The 15,498-nt window shown below is 37.9% G+C and carries 11 protein-coding genes and 1 other RNA gene; 7 read left to right on the top strand and 5 right to left on the bottom strand.

Annotated features, from left to right (window positions below):
• Positions 1–8: 8 nt before the first annotated feature.
• From BBI00_RS12175 to rpoN, 5 genes are all read left to right on the top strand, one after another.
• Positions 9–1,085, top strand: coding sequence for a fatty acid desaturase family protein (locus tag BBI00_RS12175; RefSeq protein ID WP_065399020.1), 1,077 nt, complete (start codon positions 9–11; stop codon positions 1,083–1,085).
• Positions 1,086–1,141: 56 nt separating this feature from the next.
• Complete coding sequence (locus BBI00_RS12170; RefSeq protein WP_228394756.1) at positions 1,142–1,783, top strand: hypothetical protein; 642 nt, start codon at positions 1,142–1,144, stop codon at positions 1,781–1,783.
• 187 nt (positions 1,784–1,970) lie between these two features.
• Positions 1,971–3,635, top strand: a complete 1,665-nt coding sequence (locus tag BBI00_RS12165; protein ID WP_065399019.1) for an AraC family transcriptional regulator — start codon at positions 1,971–1,973, stop codon at positions 3,633–3,635.
• Positions 3,636–4,303: 668 nt separating this feature from the next.
• Positions 4,304–5,752, top strand: coding sequence for an asparagine--tRNA ligase (gene asnS, locus BBI00_RS12160; protein ID WP_065399018.1), 1,449 nt, complete (start codon positions 4,304–4,306; stop codon positions 5,750–5,752).
• Between the two features lie 159 nt (positions 5,753–5,911).
• Entirely contained in the window at positions 5,912–7,375 is a 1,464-nt protein-coding gene (gene rpoN, locus BBI00_RS12155) for an RNA polymerase factor sigma-54 (RefSeq protein ID WP_065399017.1), read from the top strand.
• 399 nt (positions 7,376–7,774) lie between these two features.
• Here rpoN and BBI00_RS12150 read toward each other — a convergent pair whose 3' ends face one another.
• From BBI00_RS12150 to BBI00_RS12140, 3 genes are read right to left on the bottom strand one after another with little or no spacing between them, the layout of a single operon-like run.
• Entirely contained in the window at positions 7,775–9,394 is a 1,620-nt protein-coding gene (locus BBI00_RS12150) for an AMP-binding protein (RefSeq protein ID WP_065399016.1), read from the bottom strand.
• Positions 9,395–9,454: 60 nt separating this feature from the next.
• Positions 9,455–10,129, bottom strand: coding sequence for an MFS transporter (locus BBI00_RS12145; protein WP_065399015.1), 675 nt, complete (start codon positions 10,127–10,129; stop codon positions 9,455–9,457).
• A complete protein-coding gene (locus BBI00_RS12140) occupies positions 10,122–10,613 on the bottom strand; it encodes an RNA polymerase sigma factor (protein ID WP_027374652.1) in 492 nt (163 codons plus the stop codon). The genes BBI00_RS12145 and BBI00_RS12140 overlap by 8 nt, the downstream gene beginning before the upstream one ends.
• Before the next feature lie 193 nt (positions 10,614–10,806).
• On the opposite strand from BBI00_RS12140, the gene rnpB reads away from it, so the two are divergent.
• Positions 10,807–11,131: RNase P RNA component class A (gene rnpB / locus BBI00_RS12135), an RNA gene on the top strand.
• A gap of 81 nt (positions 11,132–11,212) precedes the next feature.
• Here rnpB and BBI00_RS12130 read toward each other — a convergent pair.
• Positions 11,213–12,082, bottom strand: a complete 870-nt coding sequence (locus tag BBI00_RS12130; protein ID WP_065399014.1) for a polyphosphate kinase 2 family protein — start codon at positions 12,080–12,082, stop codon at positions 11,213–11,215.
• Between the two features lie 166 nt (positions 12,083–12,248).
• The gene (locus tag BBI00_RS12125) at positions 12,249–12,710 is read right to left on the bottom strand and encodes a DUF1573 domain-containing protein (protein WP_065399013.1); all 462 of its coding nucleotides are present in this window, start codon (positions 12,708–12,710) and stop codon (positions 12,249–12,251) included.
• Positions 12,711–12,838: 128 nt separating this feature from the next.
• Here BBI00_RS12125 and BBI00_RS12120 point away from each other — a divergent pair, with 128 nt between their 5' ends.
• Positions 12,839–15,454: a valine--tRNA ligase gene (locus BBI00_RS12120; protein ID WP_065399012.1), complete on the top strand. Its 2,616-nt coding sequence runs from the start codon at positions 12,839–12,841 to the stop codon at positions 15,452–15,454.
• The last annotated feature ends 44 nt before the right edge of the window (positions 15,455–15,498 follow it).

Here is a 15,498-nt window from a genome sequence, read left to right as displayed (position 1 = left end):
GAAGCATCGTGAAATCCAAAATTAAATTCAAAAAAGCCGTTTCTCCCTTTTATTCGGAGTTGCGTGAAGAGGTAAATATATTACTGACTGATGACGTTATTAGAAAAGCCGGTAGATTATTGATCCTGAAGTTTGTATCCTATTCTCTTGCTTTCCTGGTTCTGTATGCCAATATTTTCTTTAATCCTTATATGGAAAATAAAGGTTGGGCCGTCATACTGAATTATATACTGCTGGGGCTTACAGGCATATTACTGGCATTTAATTGCTCCCATGACTGTGTACACAATACATTTTCAAAATATAAAAAAATTAACCGGATCATCTATTATATCACTTTCAACCTGCAGGGAGTGAATGCAAGGCTGTGGAAAAAGAGACATATTGCTTCTCATCATGTTTTTCCCAATGTAGACGGTTGTGATGCAGATATTGATGATAATATTTTTATCAGGCTGTCTGCCAGTCAGGTTAAAAGGAAAATGCATAGCTATCAACACCTTTATGCTACGGTACTGTATTGTTTTTACACCCTTCATTGGATTTTGATAAAAGATTTTATTTATGTGAGAAAAAAAGAACTGGCGAATCTCAGAAATCAAAGCCATTCCTGGATGTCTGTTGCAGAGGTTGTCATTTTGAAATTAGCGTATTTCACATACATGTTGATCCTGCCTGTAATTCTTACTGATATTCCGGTACTGACGATTCTAATGGCCTTCCTGGTGATGCATCTCACTATTTCCCTGTTTTTTGTACTGACGCTGATCATTTCTCATTTAAGTCTGGAGACTGATTTTCCAAAAGCTGATGAAAATGGCTATCTCCCTTATGATTATTATGAACATCAGTTAGCCGTATCGCTGGATTATCATCCCACGAGCAGGCTTGCCAACTGGATTTTCGGAGGATTCAACTCCCATGCGGCCCATCATCTTTTCCCGGGCTTGCCTCATACGGTATACACCATTATTACCCCGGCAATAAAGAAAGCTGCGGTAAGAAATAACTTTCCGTATCATGAAAAAAGTATTGTGAACGCTGTTCTTTCCCATTATCAATATCTCAGGAAACTTAGCAAATGATCAGAATTTATTTTCTGATAAAAAAGAAACCACCTATAACTTAAAATAATTGAATCATGAAAAATTATCAATTGATATCACTCTTACTGATGCTGCCAACATGGCTTTTTTCACAACAGGCTAAAAATGACAGTCTGAATGCAGCTATTGACGATTCTATTGCGTATCAACAATATTATGACTGTGATTATGGTGAAGGAAATGTTTTGATTGTCATTAAAAAAGGAAAACAATTTATAGATCTTAAAGACTTAAAAGCTGCTAAAAAAGGTTTTGCTGTAAGAATGGAAGCCATCTACAGCATGGAATTTACTGATGGAAAAAGATATGAAACAAATATCGTAAAGAATATCACCAAAGACAGTATCGCCATCACTAATTTTTATAATGAAAATGCAGCCAGAGCAGCCGGAAAGCCATGGGCACTGATTACATATCCCCTTTCATCTCTCAAGTATATACGGCTGATCAATGACCGGATGCTTTCTATGTACAGCAAAAAGAATATCCTTAAAGATTATGATCTGATCGTGGTAAAGATGAATGAAGCAAAATTATGTCCTGCAGTCCTTACGTTTAAAGACCGGGGCGGGGAAGTAAAAGTCTGCCATTTCTATCTGACAGATCAGGGATATGATCTTCTTTACGAAAATAATGGTAAAGTCTATTATATGGAAGGCAAAGTAGAGTGGAGGTGATGCAAAGGATCACGGTCTGGAATCTGCAGATTCTTTGTATGAAATTACCACTTTTATATGAATGGAAAAGTTAAAAGGCTGGTGAGGTACTGATTAAAATAATATTTTTGTAATATAGCTAGGACCCACGATGAAAATAAAATTTTTGATACTGTTGTTGACTGTTTGTAATGTGCTCTATGCACAGATGAATAAAGTTGATGACCACCCTCTGGAGAAAATGACCTATCAGGAAATGGAGGAGAGGGTCTATAACTCCGGGATCGGTGATGCAGGAAGTAAAAAAATCGCAGAATATTACCTTAAAAAAGCCAAATCTGAGAAAAATAATACCCGGATTGCCGAAGCATATGTCATGCTGCACTTTGACAAACCTTTACCGGTAGCTTTACAATATCTTGACAGTTTACAATCCATTACAAAAAATTCTGAAGAAGATTATTATCCTGCCAGGACCTATCTGTTAAGAGGAAACCTTTATTACCGGTCAGACAATCCCCAGGCAGCTTTGAATAATTATATACTGGGTCTGAAATATGCCAAAGAGAAAAAGAATAAAAGGCAGATCGCTATGGCCAACATAAGTATCGCTTATCTGAATAATTATATTGGAAAACATGCCGAAACAGCAAAGACACTCAGGTATTACGCTTATAATGCGGACTATATGAATCCGGAAGAGCGTCAACTTCTTAAATTAAACCTGGCAGACACTTATATAGAGATCAATAAAATGGATTCTGCCTATATATTGATTCAGGAAGGGTTAAAGACCTCTGAAAAAAACAAAAATCATTATGGCCGTTATCAGAATATGGGATTGCTTGGGTACTATTATGTAAAACAGAAAAAATACAACGACGCTATTCACAACCTGGCTCCCTGCGAAAACTTTTTTTTCAAAACAAAGGAGTACAGCAAAAGAGCTCAGAATTATACACTTTTAAACTTAGGAAGATCCTATGCAGGTTTGCAGGATAAGGAGAAAGCAATAGGATATTTTTCCAAACTCGATTCTCTGGTTCAGAAAACGGGTTCTGTTTTTCCTGAGCTGAAGGAAGTCTATACTTATCTTATCCGTTATTATAAAGAAAATAATGACAAGGAAAAACAGCTGTATTATGTTGAACGGTTTTTAGAGGCAGATCATGTGCTGGATACTCAGTTCAGATATATCTCCAGGGAAGTGCCAAGGCGGTATGATGCTTTGAATCTGCAGCAGGAAAAAGAATCGATTATTGCCGAACTTCAAAGCAGGAAAAATCTTTTTTATATCGTTCTCAGTTGTCTGCTGATTTCTCATCTGCTTTTTATCAATGTATATTTTAAGTATAAAAGAACGGAAAAGAAATACAAAAAAATTGCGCAGGACTTAATTCAGTCTGTCAATGAAGATAAGGTGGCCCGGGAAGATGAATTACGACATGAATCAGTATCACAGGATCTCCCGGTAGAAAATACAGGAGACAAACCTGCTAAGATAATTTCTGAAGATGTCGTTCAGACCATTTTAAAAGAACTTGAAATCTTTGAAAGCAAAGAGCAGTTTTTAAATAAAGGAATTACACTGGGCAGTCTGGCAAAAAAAATCAAGACCAATTCCAGATACCTGTCGGAAATTATCAATACCTACAAAGGGAAAAATTTTGCCACTTATCTTAATGATCTCAGAATTGACTATGCCATCAACAGACTGGTCAATGACAGGAAATTCAGATCCTACAAGCTCCCTTTTATTGCCGAAGAATTAGGGTATAATAATGAACAGGCTTTCACTTTAGCGTTCAAAAAGAGAACCGGAACGCCCCTTTCCGTCTACCTGAAGGAAATTGAAAATATGAAATCAATTTAGGTTTATTTTATTGATATTCAGTATTTTAAATTCTATAGATTCATGATTTTAGTTATATAAATTTATGAATCTATAGAGTATTTGCTTGCATGATCATTCTTCTTTATAGCATCTTTGCTCCAGAGGTAAAAACACAACTCTTTTATATTTTGCGCTTCCACAGAACAAAATGTAAATACAAAAAAAATGAATTTGAGAAACTCAGAGATGAGGGAGTGAAACAGTAAAGTTAGGAACGTAGAGATTAGTGATCATTTAAAAAAGAATTTATGAAGTAATTAAAAACAATATACCTTGAGAAGATCCGCAATGGTTAAGATGAACTAAAAATAAAACAGAGAATCTTATCATTTAAAACTAATAACCATTTTCTATACATTATAAAACTAAACCATAAAAACTCAGGATATTCATTATCCTTCACGTGATAAAGATGGATCAGTTTTTAGTTCAGATCAATGCAGATTTTATCAAAGTTCAAGGTCATATTGGGGGGCATATGAAACTTAAAAAATGAAAAAGACACACGGAAGAAGACTGGGTTTTCTTGAACTGAAAGTTTTAATACTTGATAAATGATTTTTAAAGACAGCGTAACCATGAAGTTGCGCTGTTTTTTTGTAACTTTGCAGACATTAATTTTTATATAAAAAATTTATCATCAACAAATGAAAAAGCAAACGATCAAAGAAATCCTGAAGGATTACAAGAAAGTATTACATCATGACATTACAGTTTACGGATGGGTAAGATCCTTCCGTGCTAATCGCTTTATTGCGCTTAATGATGGTTCTACGATTAATAATTTGCAGATAGTTGTTGATTTCGAAAATTTTGACGAAGCAATCATCAAGAATATCAGTACGGCTTCTTCCCTGAAAGTGGTAGGAGAAGTAGTGGAAAGCCAGGGAGCAGGACAATCTGTGGAAATTATCGCTAAAAAGATCATTATTTTAGGAGATAACTTCACAGAAGAACTTCAGAACACAATTCTTCAGCCTAAGAAACACAGCCTGGAGAAACTTCGTGAGCAGGCACACTTAAGATTCAGAACCAACCTCTTCGGAGCGGTGTTCAGAGTGCGTCATGCTGTGAGCTTTGCTGTACACTCATTCTTCAACCAAAACCAGTTCTTCTATATCAACACACCTGTGATTACCGGTGCAGATGCAGAAGGAGCAGGAGAAATGTTCGGAGTTACAAACTTTGACCTGAACAACATGCCGAGAACTGAAGAAGGAGAGATTGATTTTTCACAGGATTTCTTCGGAAGAAAAACGAACCTTACCGTTTCAGGTCAGCTGGAGGGAGAAACTGCAGCAATGGGATTGGGAAGAATCTATACTTTCGGACCTACATTCCGTGCTGAGAACTCAAACACAACGAGACACCTTGCAGAATTCTGGATGATTGAGCCGGAAGTGGCATTCAACAACCTTGAAGATAACATCGACCTTGCGGAAGATTTCTTAAAATATGTGATTCAGTATGTATTGGATAACTGTAAAGACGATCTTGACTTCTTAGACAAACGTTTTGCAGAAGAGCAAAAGACAAAACCTGAAAAAGAAAGAGCAAAAGAAGGACTGATAGAAAAACTTCAGAACGTAGTGGCTAAACGTTTCAAACGTGTAAGCTATACAGAAGCTATCGAAATCTTATTGAACTCTAAAGAGAACAAAAAAGGTAAGTTTGCGTATCCGGTAGAAGAATGGGGAACTGATCTTCAGTCTGAGCACGAAAGATATCTTGTGGAAAAACATTTTGAAAGCCCGGTAGTATTATTTGATTACCCGAAAGAGATCAAAGCGTTCTATATGAAACTGAACGATGACAACAAAACCGTTGCAGCTATGGATGTTCTGTTCCCGGGAATCGGTGAGATCATCGGCGGATCAGAAAGAGAAGCAAGATTAGACGTATTAAAACAGAAAATGGCAGATATGCATGTAGATGAGCACGAGCTTTGGTGGTACCTTGATACCAGAAAATTCGGTTCTGTACCGCATGCAGGTTTCGGTTTAGGACTGGAAAGACTTGTTCTTTTCGTAACGGGAATGACGAATATCAGAGACGTAATTCCTTTCCCTAGAACGCCGAAAAGCGCTGAATTCTAGAACAATAAAAAAAGCCTTAATCAAAAGTTAAGGCTTTTTTTATTTCTTAATAGTTTATTATGTTAGGATGTATAATGCAAAAATCATGCTAAATGTATTTTTTATCAAATAAATTTATTAAATTCGTAGAATATGTTATGTTAAAACGCAAATAAGAATATGCTTAAACAACACTTACAACTCAAATTAGGGCAGAAGCTGGCCCCTCAGCAGATCCAGTTGATGAAGCTTATTCAGCTTCATACTCTTGAATTTGAAGAGGAGTTGGAGCGAGAGTTAGAGGAAAACCCTGCTTTGGAAATTGCGAAAGAGGATTCTAAGGAGGATGAATATTCTTCTTTGGAAGACGCTTATCAGGATGAGGGTACGGAAAGCATTGAAACAGATTTTGACGTCAATGAATATCTTTATGACGACGAACCAAGCTATAAAACCGCATCCAGCAACTATTCTCCGGATGATGAAGAATTTGATAATGAGAGCCTTCTGACGGAAGGACAGTCATTGTACGATTATCTGATGGAACAGATTCATCTGGTAAACATCAATGAAGAGGACCTGAAAATTGCAGAATACCTTATCGGGAATCTGGATACGGATGGATATTTAAGAAGAGAGATTAAATCTATCGTGGATGATCTTGCTTTCTCCCAGGGCGTGTATACCACCAAAGAAAAAGTAGAAGATATCCTTGAAAACTATATTCAGAAGCTTGATCCGCCGGGAGTAGGAGCAAGAGGCCTTCAGGAATGCCTGCTGCTGCAGATCGAAAAGAAGGTCAGTTCAGATAAAGCGGTTTCTTTAGCCGCAAATATTTTAAGACATCAGTTTGATGCCTTGACAAACAAGCACTATAATAAGATCATTCAGAAGTATGATATTGAAGAAGATGATCTGAAAGATGCGTTGGATGAAATTTCCAAGCTTTCTCCTAAAGTAGGAGGGAATTTTGATACCCAGACGATCACCATCAACCAGGAGATTATTCCGGATTTTGTGATTCAGGTAAAAGATGGCCAGGTAATTCCTATGCTTAACAGCAAAAATGCTCCCACATTAAGAGTTTCTGAGGAATACAAAGATATTCTGTCTACCTATTCTCACGATAAAAATTCATCAGAGCATAAACAGGCAGCATTATTCATCAAACAGAAACTGGATGCCGCAAAGTGGTATATTGATGCCATCAACCAGCGCCAGAATACCCTGTTGCAGACGATTACCGCTATTGTGAAATTCCAGAAGGATTATTTCATTACAGGGGATGAAAAGTCTCTGAAGCCGATGATTCTGAAAGATGTTGCTGATATTACAGGTTTTGATATCTCTACGATCTCAAGGGTGGTAAAAAGTAAATATGCCGATACTCCTAATGGTATCGTCTACCTTAAAGACCTGTTCTCAGACAGCCTGACCAACGATGACGGGGAAGAAGTTTCTACGAAAGAGATTAAAACCCATCTTCAGGAGGTTATCAGTAAAGAGAACAAGAGAAAGCCACTAACGGATGACGCTCTGGTAGTGATCTTAAAAGAACAGGGCTATAATATTGCGAGACGGACGATTGCAAAATATCGGGAGCAGCTCAATATTCCTGTAGCAAGGTTAAGAAAAGAACTTTAAAACATAAAAAAGCATTTCATCTGAAATGCTTTTTTGTTTTTATGATAGGTTGTGAAAACCACCCTGTCAGATTTTCAATTTGCCTCCCTCCAGAGGAGGAAATATTTGCAGTATCACAAAAATCAGAGATTTTCAAGACTTAGGTGTACTTCTATACGCAAAGCTTGTCACTTCAAATAACTTAAGTGTTAAAAAACTTTTGTGACTTTGCGGTTAATCTTCCATCCTTTCCTCCACAAGAGTAATCGGCTATAATCTTATGCTAGCATCCAAGAAAATCAGAGATTTTCAAGACTTACGTGTACTTCTATACGCAAAGCTTGTCACTTCAAATAACTTAAGTGTTAAAAAACTTTTGTGACTTTGTGGTTAATCTTTCAGTTTAAATTTTCTTGTGAGTTAAGCTCTGCTTTCCAACCCCAGTTCCTTCATCGAAATTTCCCTCATTTCCACCTTCCTTATTTTTCCGGAAATGGTCATTGGGAATTCATCCACAAACTTCCAGTATTTCGGGACCTTATAGTGGGCAATTCTTCCTTTACAGTATTCCTGGAGTTCTTCTTCGGTGATTGTAAATCCTTTTCTCACTTTTACCCAGGCCATAACCTCCTCCCCAAATTTCTCACTGGGAACACCGATGATCTGAACATCCAGAATGTTGGTATACGTATATAAAAAGTCTTCAATTTCTTTTGGGGATATATTTTCTCCACCCCGTATAATAAGGTCCTTGATTCTTCCCGAAATGGTAATATACCCGTCTTTATCCATTACGGCCATATCCCCGGTATGCATCCAACGTGCGTCATCCAATACCTTTTTGGTGTTTTCATGGTCATTCCAGTATTTCAGCATGACGGAATATCCTCTGGTACAGAGTTCCCCATGTTCCCCACGTTTAAGGATTCTTCCGTTTTCATCCACGATCTTTATTTCCAGATGATCCTGAACGGTTCCTACGGTGCTGACCTGCTTTTCCAGTGGAGTTCCGATCAGCGTCTGTGTAGATACGGGAGACGTTTCTGTCATTCCATAGCAGATGCTCATTTCCTTAATGTTCATCAGGCTTTCTACTTTCTTCATAATTTCAGGAGGGCATACTGAGCCTGCCATTACTCCTGTTCTTAAGCTTGAAAAATCATATTGATCGAAATCTTTTACAGCCAGCTCCGCAATGAACATCGTAGGTACGCCGTACAATGAAGTACATTTTTCATCAGAAACTGCTTTTAAAGTTATTTCCGGATCAAAGCTGTCATTGGGAATTACCATACAGGCTCCGTGAGCGGTACAGCACATATTGCCGATGACCATTCCAAAACAGTGGTAAAAAGGAACGGGGATACAGACACGGTCTTTCTCTGTATATTTTAACCTGATCCCAATAAAATAGCCGTTGTTCAGGATATTATGATGGGAGAGTGTCACTCCCTTTGGAAATCCGGTTGTGCCGGAAGTATATTGGATGTTTACCGGATCGTCAAACTGTACATGTTCCTCGAAGCTGTGTAAAACTTCATCCGAAATATCCTGTCCGTTATTGACAAAGTCTTCCCAGTTGTCATCAAAGAAAATCTCATGTTCAAGTGTAGGACATACTTCTTTAGCATATTCTACCATTTCCTTGTAATTACTTGTTTTAAAGCTTAAAGCAGAAAAAATGAAGCGTACTTCAGACTGATTGAGTACATAGGTCAATTCATGGGTTCTGTAGGCCGGGTTGATGTTGACCAGGATCGTTCCTATTCTGGCGGTGGCATATTGCAGCAGTACCCATTCATAACGGTTGGAGGCCCAAATTCCGATTCTGTCACCGGCTTTTGCTCCTAAAAAAATTAGGGCTTTGGCAACTGCAGTGGTCTGATTGTAAAATTCCTGATAAGTAGCTCTGTAGTCCTGGTGAACGCAGACAAGCGCTTCCTGATGGGGGTATTTTTCGACAGTACTTTTAAGGTTTCCACCAATAGTCTGTCCTAATAATGGAACCTCAGAGGTCCCATAAACGTATGATAAAGGCATAGTAAAAAGATTTGGCGAAATAAAATTAACAATAATATCCCGAACTATAGCCTATGGATGTTAATTTTCCTGAGAATCTATTTCTTTAAGCTGTTTAAGGTTTTTATCAAGCTTTTTAATAATGCTTCCGTATACCAGTCTGTAATAAACCCAGATCATAGATACTGCAAGCAGTGTACTGATGGTAATTCCTGCAATAATGATCGTAAGGTTGGCATTGGTAGGCTGTATATTCTGAGAACTTAATGTGTAAAATATAAAAGAAATCAGCACAAAAGTAAAGGTAAGCAGCAATACAATGCTGATCAGGATAAATGCGTTGACGGTTTTTTTGAATTTGATAATCCGGGTGATAAGCCCTTTAAGGTTTTCCTCAATTTTGATCCTGCGGTAATTCTGATAAAATTTCAGGACGAAATAAGCCGTAATCAATAAGCTCATGATTTTTATAGCCAGATAAGCATGTCCGAAATTATTTTCCACTTCCGGAGCTTCCTGGGCACCCAGTCTTTCCAGCACCTTACGGAAACTGTCTGATTCTTCTTCCTGAAAGAAGTAGAACAGGCCTAAAACAGAGAAGAACAAGAATTCTACAACACTGATCCAGAAAATATATTTCACATAATTGCGTGACTTTCTATTCAACATCTGAAGAATCTCACGGTTGTCATATTTAGGCTGGACAGGCTGTTCCTGCCATGTTTTTTTAAAGCTATCTAAATCAAATTCAGGCATATTTTTCCATCTGTTCTTTAAGGGTTTTCTTTAATCTGTTCATTTTTACACGTGCATTAACTTCGGTGATTCCGAGGTTTTCTGCAATATCCTTGTAAGGCAGATCGTCAAGATACATCATGACAATGGCTCTTTCTATATTAGGAAGAGTCTTGATTACAGTATACAAAAGCGATATCTGCTGCTGCTTTTCATCATCATCTTCCACAAAATCCTTGTGGTTGATATCCAGTTCGTTCGTTGGCAGACTTTTGCTTTTTTTTCTAAAAAGAGTAATGGCTGTATTGAGTGCTACACGGTACATCCATGTGGAAATTTTAGAGTTTCCTTTGAATGAATCGTAACTTCTCCAGAGTTGCAACACAATTTCCTGGAAAAGATCCTCTTCATCCTCCAGAGAATTTGTGTACAGACGGGATACCTTAATAATCAGGCCCTGATTATCCTTGATAAGCTGTGCAAATTCTTTTTCTCTGGAATTCATAGATATATAATGGCACGAAGATAATAATAAAGTGCTAATTGGAGAAGAAGAATAAGAGCAAATCATGAAAGATAATTCTGATCAGATTGTAAGGCTGTTATTACAGATGGTATTCCCGCAAATAACTTCCGGCTTCTGGCTGCCGGCTCCCAACCTTATATTTTACCGTAAAATTTATGTATCTTTGCACCTGCGAGAAAATCGGCCTGTTGATTTCCCGTTTTACGGGAGGTAGGAAAGTCCGGACACCATAGAGCAGCAAAGCGGATAACATCCGTCACCCGTGAGGGTAGGACAAGTGCAACAGAAAGCAGGTACAGTTCGGCTGTAGTGAAACCAGGTAAACTCTTTGCGGTGCAATGGTAAGTATATCGGTTCTTTTCAGTAATGGAAATAGGGGCGGCTCGTCCTGAAAACCGAGGGGTAATCAGCTCAAGTTTTGCAGCAATGTAAAGCGTAGATAAATAACAGGCACTTCTTCGGAAGTACAGAATCCGGCTTATAGATTTTCTCGTGATTTTTTTACTGTCAGAAGACCTGCAGAAGCAAGCGTCAGATAAAATAGAAATCCTCAGATCAATGGTCTGAGGATTTTTGTATTATTCATTTTCAAGGCTGTTCTTGGCATCAACGAGGCTTTGTTTTTCTTTTTCTGAAAGAGTGGGGTATTTAAGATCCATTTTTTCCAGTGTTTCAATGATGATCTGAATCGCGGCAAGTCTGGCAAACCACTTATTGTCGGCAGGAAGTACATACCATGGAGCGTGATCTTTTGAAGTTTCGTTAATGGCGGTTTCATAAGCCGTCATATACTGACCAAATAAAGCCCTTTCCGGAAGATCTCCTGCAGAAAACTTCCAGTTTTTCTCCTGTTCATTGATTCTGTCCAGAAGTCTCTTCTTCTGTTCATCCTTAGACACATTCAAAAAGATCTTGATAATGGTAGTTCCGTTGTCAGAAAGGTGTTTTTCGAAATTACGGATGCTCTCATAGCGGTTTTCCCAGAATTTATCATCAAAATCTTTTACAGAAGACCATGTTTTTTCGCTTAAATTATATTCCGGATGTACTTTGCATACCAGAACACTCTCATAATGGGAACGGTTGAAAATTCCGATCATCCCTTTCTGAGGCAGCGCAAGATAATGTCTCCACAGGAAATCATGGGAGTATTCTTTAGAACTAGGTGTTTTAAAACTTGTAACATTACATCCCTGTGGGTTTACCCCTCCAAAAACGTGTTCTATCAGACTGTCTTTTCCGGCAGCATCCATCGCCTGAAGTACAACGAGCAGAGATTGGGTTCCGTCAGCATACAGCTTTTCCTGAAGTTCACGAAGCTTTTCTTTTTCCTTAATTAATAATTGTACTCCTTCTTCTTTAGTAAGTTTTCCATTATAAGCAGTAGATGATTTCTTGATGGAGAATTTTCCGTTGATCTGAAAATCGTCTGAGAAATTGGTGTCCATATATTTTTTAGATTATAGATTATGTTGTGGTAAAATTGAATATTGGCTTTAACCCAAGCTTAAAAATCAGCAGGCAGTATTTCCCTCATTCATCTTAATACCTAACATAAATATAATAAAAAAACCGTCTCGAAGGAGACGGTTTTTTTATTTTTTTGAGTAAAGATTACTTTGCAGCAGCCTTTTTAGCTAGTTTTGCAGCTTTTTTCTCAGCTTTAGCAGCTTCTTTTTGCTCTGCAGGAGTCAATACTTTTTCAGGCGCATTAGCATCTACATTACCTTTGATATAGATTACGCTTCTGTTATTGGCAGGGTCGTTAGAGAAAACCTCAATCATTTTGTTGAATGGTCCTGCAATCGCTGTGTTGTATCCTACTTTGATTTTAGCAGATTTTCCTGGCATGATCGGATCCTGGCTAAATTCAGGAGTCGTACATCCACAAGAAGGTTTTACATTAGAAAGGATCAAAGGTTTGTCACCTGAGTTAGTTACTGTAAAGAATCTTGTACCATCAGCGTTTGGCTTGATTGTACCGTAATCAAAAGTAGTTTTATCAAACGTAATAGTTTGTGCAGATGCCAGGGCAAATGTTCCGAATAATGCAATTCCTGCGATTAATTTCTTCATATTCTTGAATGTTAATATGTTTGTTAGATAAATTTTGTGAAACAAAGTTAAAAATTATTTTAATTCATGCTTAAAAATTTTTTTCTTTAGACTATTTTTGCAAATTGTAAGCCAAAGAAATAGAATTTATGCAGATTTCAGAAAAATATAATCCACAGGAAACAGAACAGAAATGGTACAAATACTGGTTAGAAAACAAGTATTTCCATTCAGAGCCGAATGATAAACCACCATATACTGTGGTAATTCCTCCGCCAAACGTAACGGGGATCTTACACATGGGGCATATGTTGAATAATACCATTCAGGATGTTCTGGTCCGTCGTGCAAGAATGAGGGGGTTTAATGCCTGTTGGATTCCGGGAACAGATCACGCTTCCATTGCTACCGAAGCTAAAGTTGTTGCTAAACTGAAGTCTGAAGGGATCAATAAGTCAGATATTACCCGTGAGGAGTTCTTAAAACATGCCTGGGACTGGACTCACAAATACGGAGGAACTATCCTTGAGCAGCTAAAAAAGCTGGGATGTTCATGCGACTGGGACAGAACCCGCTTCACGATGGAAGATAACCTTTCCAAGCAGGTGATCATCAGTTTCGTTGATCTTTATAATAAAGGGATGATCTACAGAGGATACAGAATGGTCAACTGGGATCCTGAAGCAAAAACCAATATCTCAGACGAAGAGGTAATATTCAAAGAACAAAACGGGAAATTGTATTTCCTTAAATATAAAATTGAAGGTTCAGAAGAATTCCTTTCGGTTGCTACTACACGTCCTGAAACCATTTTCGGGGATACTGCGGTATGTATCAATCCTAATGATGAAAGATATGCACACCTGAAAGGGAAGAACGTAATCGTTCCGATTGTAAACAGGGTAGTTCCTATCATTGAAGACGAATATGTGGATATTGAATTTGGAACGGGAGCATTAAAAATTACCCCGGCACACGATATCAATGACTACGAAATCGGACAGAAGCATCAGCTGAAAATGATCGATGCTTTAGATGATGACGGAAATCTGAACGAGCACGGTCTTCACTATGCCGGAAAAAACAGATTTGAGGTAAGAAAGCAGATCGCTAAAGAATTAGAGGAAAAAGATCTTTTGCTAAAAGCAGAAGACTATGTAAATAAAGTAGGAACTTCTGAAAGAACAGGAGCTGTGATCGAACCTAAGATTTCAGTACAGTGGTTCCTGAAAATGTCTGAACTGGCTAAGCCTGCTCTGGACGTAGTAATGGATGATGAGGTGAAATTCTATCCTGAGAAATTTAAAAATACCTATAAGCACTGGATGGAAAACATCCGTGACTGGAATATTTCACGCCAGTTGTGGTGGGGGCAGCAGATACCTGCATTCTATTATGGAACCGGAGATGAAGATTTCGTAGTGGCAGAAACTGCTGAAGAAGCTCTGGAACTGGCAAAGCAGAAGACAGGAAACAATGAATTGACGACAGAAAGCCTTAGACAGGATCAGGATACATTAGACACCTGGTTCTCCGCATGGCTATGGCCAATGTCTGTATTTGAAGGACTTTTGGATCCTGATAATAAAGATATCAACTATTACTATCCTACTTCAGACCTTGTTACGGCACCGGATATTATTTTCTTCTGGGTAGCGAGAATGATCATGTCCGGATTGGAATACAAAAAAGAAGTTCCGTTCAAAAACGTTTACTTTACAGGGATCGTAAGAGATAAGCAGAGAAGAAAGATGTCAAAATCATTAGGAAACTCTCCGGATCCGATCGAATTGATGGAAAAATATGGGGCAGATGGAGTACGTGTAGGGATCTTATTAAGCTCTGCGGCTGGAAATGACCTTCTTTTTGACGAAGATTTAATGCTTCAGGGAAGAAACTTCATGACGAAAATCTGGAGCGCATTCCGCCTGATCAATATGTGGAACCACGAAGATAAGCCGGCTGCTGCTACAGATAACCAGGCAATCGAATGGTTTGAAAATAAATTGAATAAAACAATTGTTGAAATCAATGATCAGTTTGAGAAATTCAGAATCTCTGATGCATTGCACCTGATCTATAAATTGATCTGGGATGATTTCTGTGGTTGGTATCTTGAGGCAATCAAGCCTAATTACGGAGAAGGTATTTCTAAGGAAGTATATGACAAAACAGTATATTTCTTTGAAGAGCTGATGAAACTGCTTCATCCGTTTATGCCTTTCCAGTCTGAAGAGATCTGGCAATTGATTTCGGAAAGAAGTATTGATGAAGCACTTGTGATCGCTCAGCAGAAGAATGCAGACAACTTTAATGAAGAGATCATTAAAAACTTTGAAATCACTGCAGAATTGATTTCAGGCGTTAGAAACTACCGTCAGACCAAAGGAATTTCACCAAGAGAAGCAGTAGAAGTTTATACCAATGCTTCTGAATTTGCCAATGAGGCGATCGTAAGAAAGCTGGCGAATGTTTCTGAAATACATTTCGGACAGAAAACAGATAAACCAAGCTTTACATTCCTGGTGGGAGCTACCGAAGTTTCTATTCCTTTAAGTGAAAACTTAGATTTAGGGGAAGAAAAAGCCAAAACTGAAGAAGAACTGAAATATCTGAAAGGATTTTTAATTTCAGTAGATAAAAAACTTTCCAATGAAAAGTTTGTTGCTAATGCAAAACCTGAAATTGTGGAAGTGGAGCATAAAAAGCAAAAAGATGCTCTTGACAAGATTGCGATCCTGGAAGAGAAGCTGAAAAGTTTGTAATAAAAACATAGACAATTATTAATTTTGTCATAATCTCAGGCTGG

Source organism: Chryseobacterium arthrosphaerae (genome assembly GCF_001684965.1).
GTDB classification, from domain to species: Bacteria; Bacteroidota; Bacteroidia; order Flavobacteriales; family Weeksellaceae; genus Chryseobacterium; species Chryseobacterium arthrosphaerae.
Note: the sequence above shows the minus strand (reverse complement) of the source record. Positions and strands in the feature narration are given on the sequence as shown.

Excerpts from the sequence above, each read along its gene's own strand:
- BBI00_RS12170 (WP_228394756.1), top strand. The coding sequence starts at position 1,142 with ATGAAAAATTATCAATTGATATCACTCTTACTGATGCTGCCAACATGG.
- BBI00_RS12165 (WP_065399019.1), top strand. The coding sequence starts at position 1,971 with ATGAATAAAGTTGATGACCACCCTCTGGAGAAAATGACCTATCAGGAA.
- asnS (WP_065399018.1), top strand. The coding sequence starts at position 4,304 with ATGAAAAAGCAAACGATCAAAGAAATCCTGAAGGATTACAAGAAAGTA.
- rpoN (WP_065399017.1), top strand. The coding sequence starts at position 5,912 with ATGCTTAAACAACACTTACAACTCAAATTAGGGCAGAAGCTGGCCCCT.
- BBI00_RS12150 (WP_065399016.1), bottom strand. The coding sequence starts at position 9,394 with ATGCCTTTATCATACGTTTATGGGACCTCTGAGGTTCCATTATTAGGA.
- BBI00_RS12145 (WP_065399015.1), bottom strand. The coding sequence starts at position 10,129 with ATGCCTGAATTTGATTTAGATAGCTTTAAAAAAACATGGCAGGAACAG.
- BBI00_RS12140 (WP_027374652.1), bottom strand. The coding sequence starts at position 10,613 with ATGAATTCCAGAGAAAAAGAATTTGCACAGCTTATCAAGGATAATCAG.
- BBI00_RS12130 (WP_065399014.1), bottom strand. The coding sequence starts at position 12,082 with ATGGACACCAATTTCTCAGACGATTTTCAGATCAACGGAAAATTCTCC.
- BBI00_RS12125 (WP_065399013.1), bottom strand. The coding sequence starts at position 12,710 with ATGAAGAAATTAATCGCAGGAATTGCATTATTCGGAACATTTGCCCTG.
- BBI00_RS12120 (WP_065399012.1), top strand. The coding sequence starts at position 12,839 with ATGCAGATTTCAGAAAAATATAATCCACAGGAAACAGAACAGAAATGG.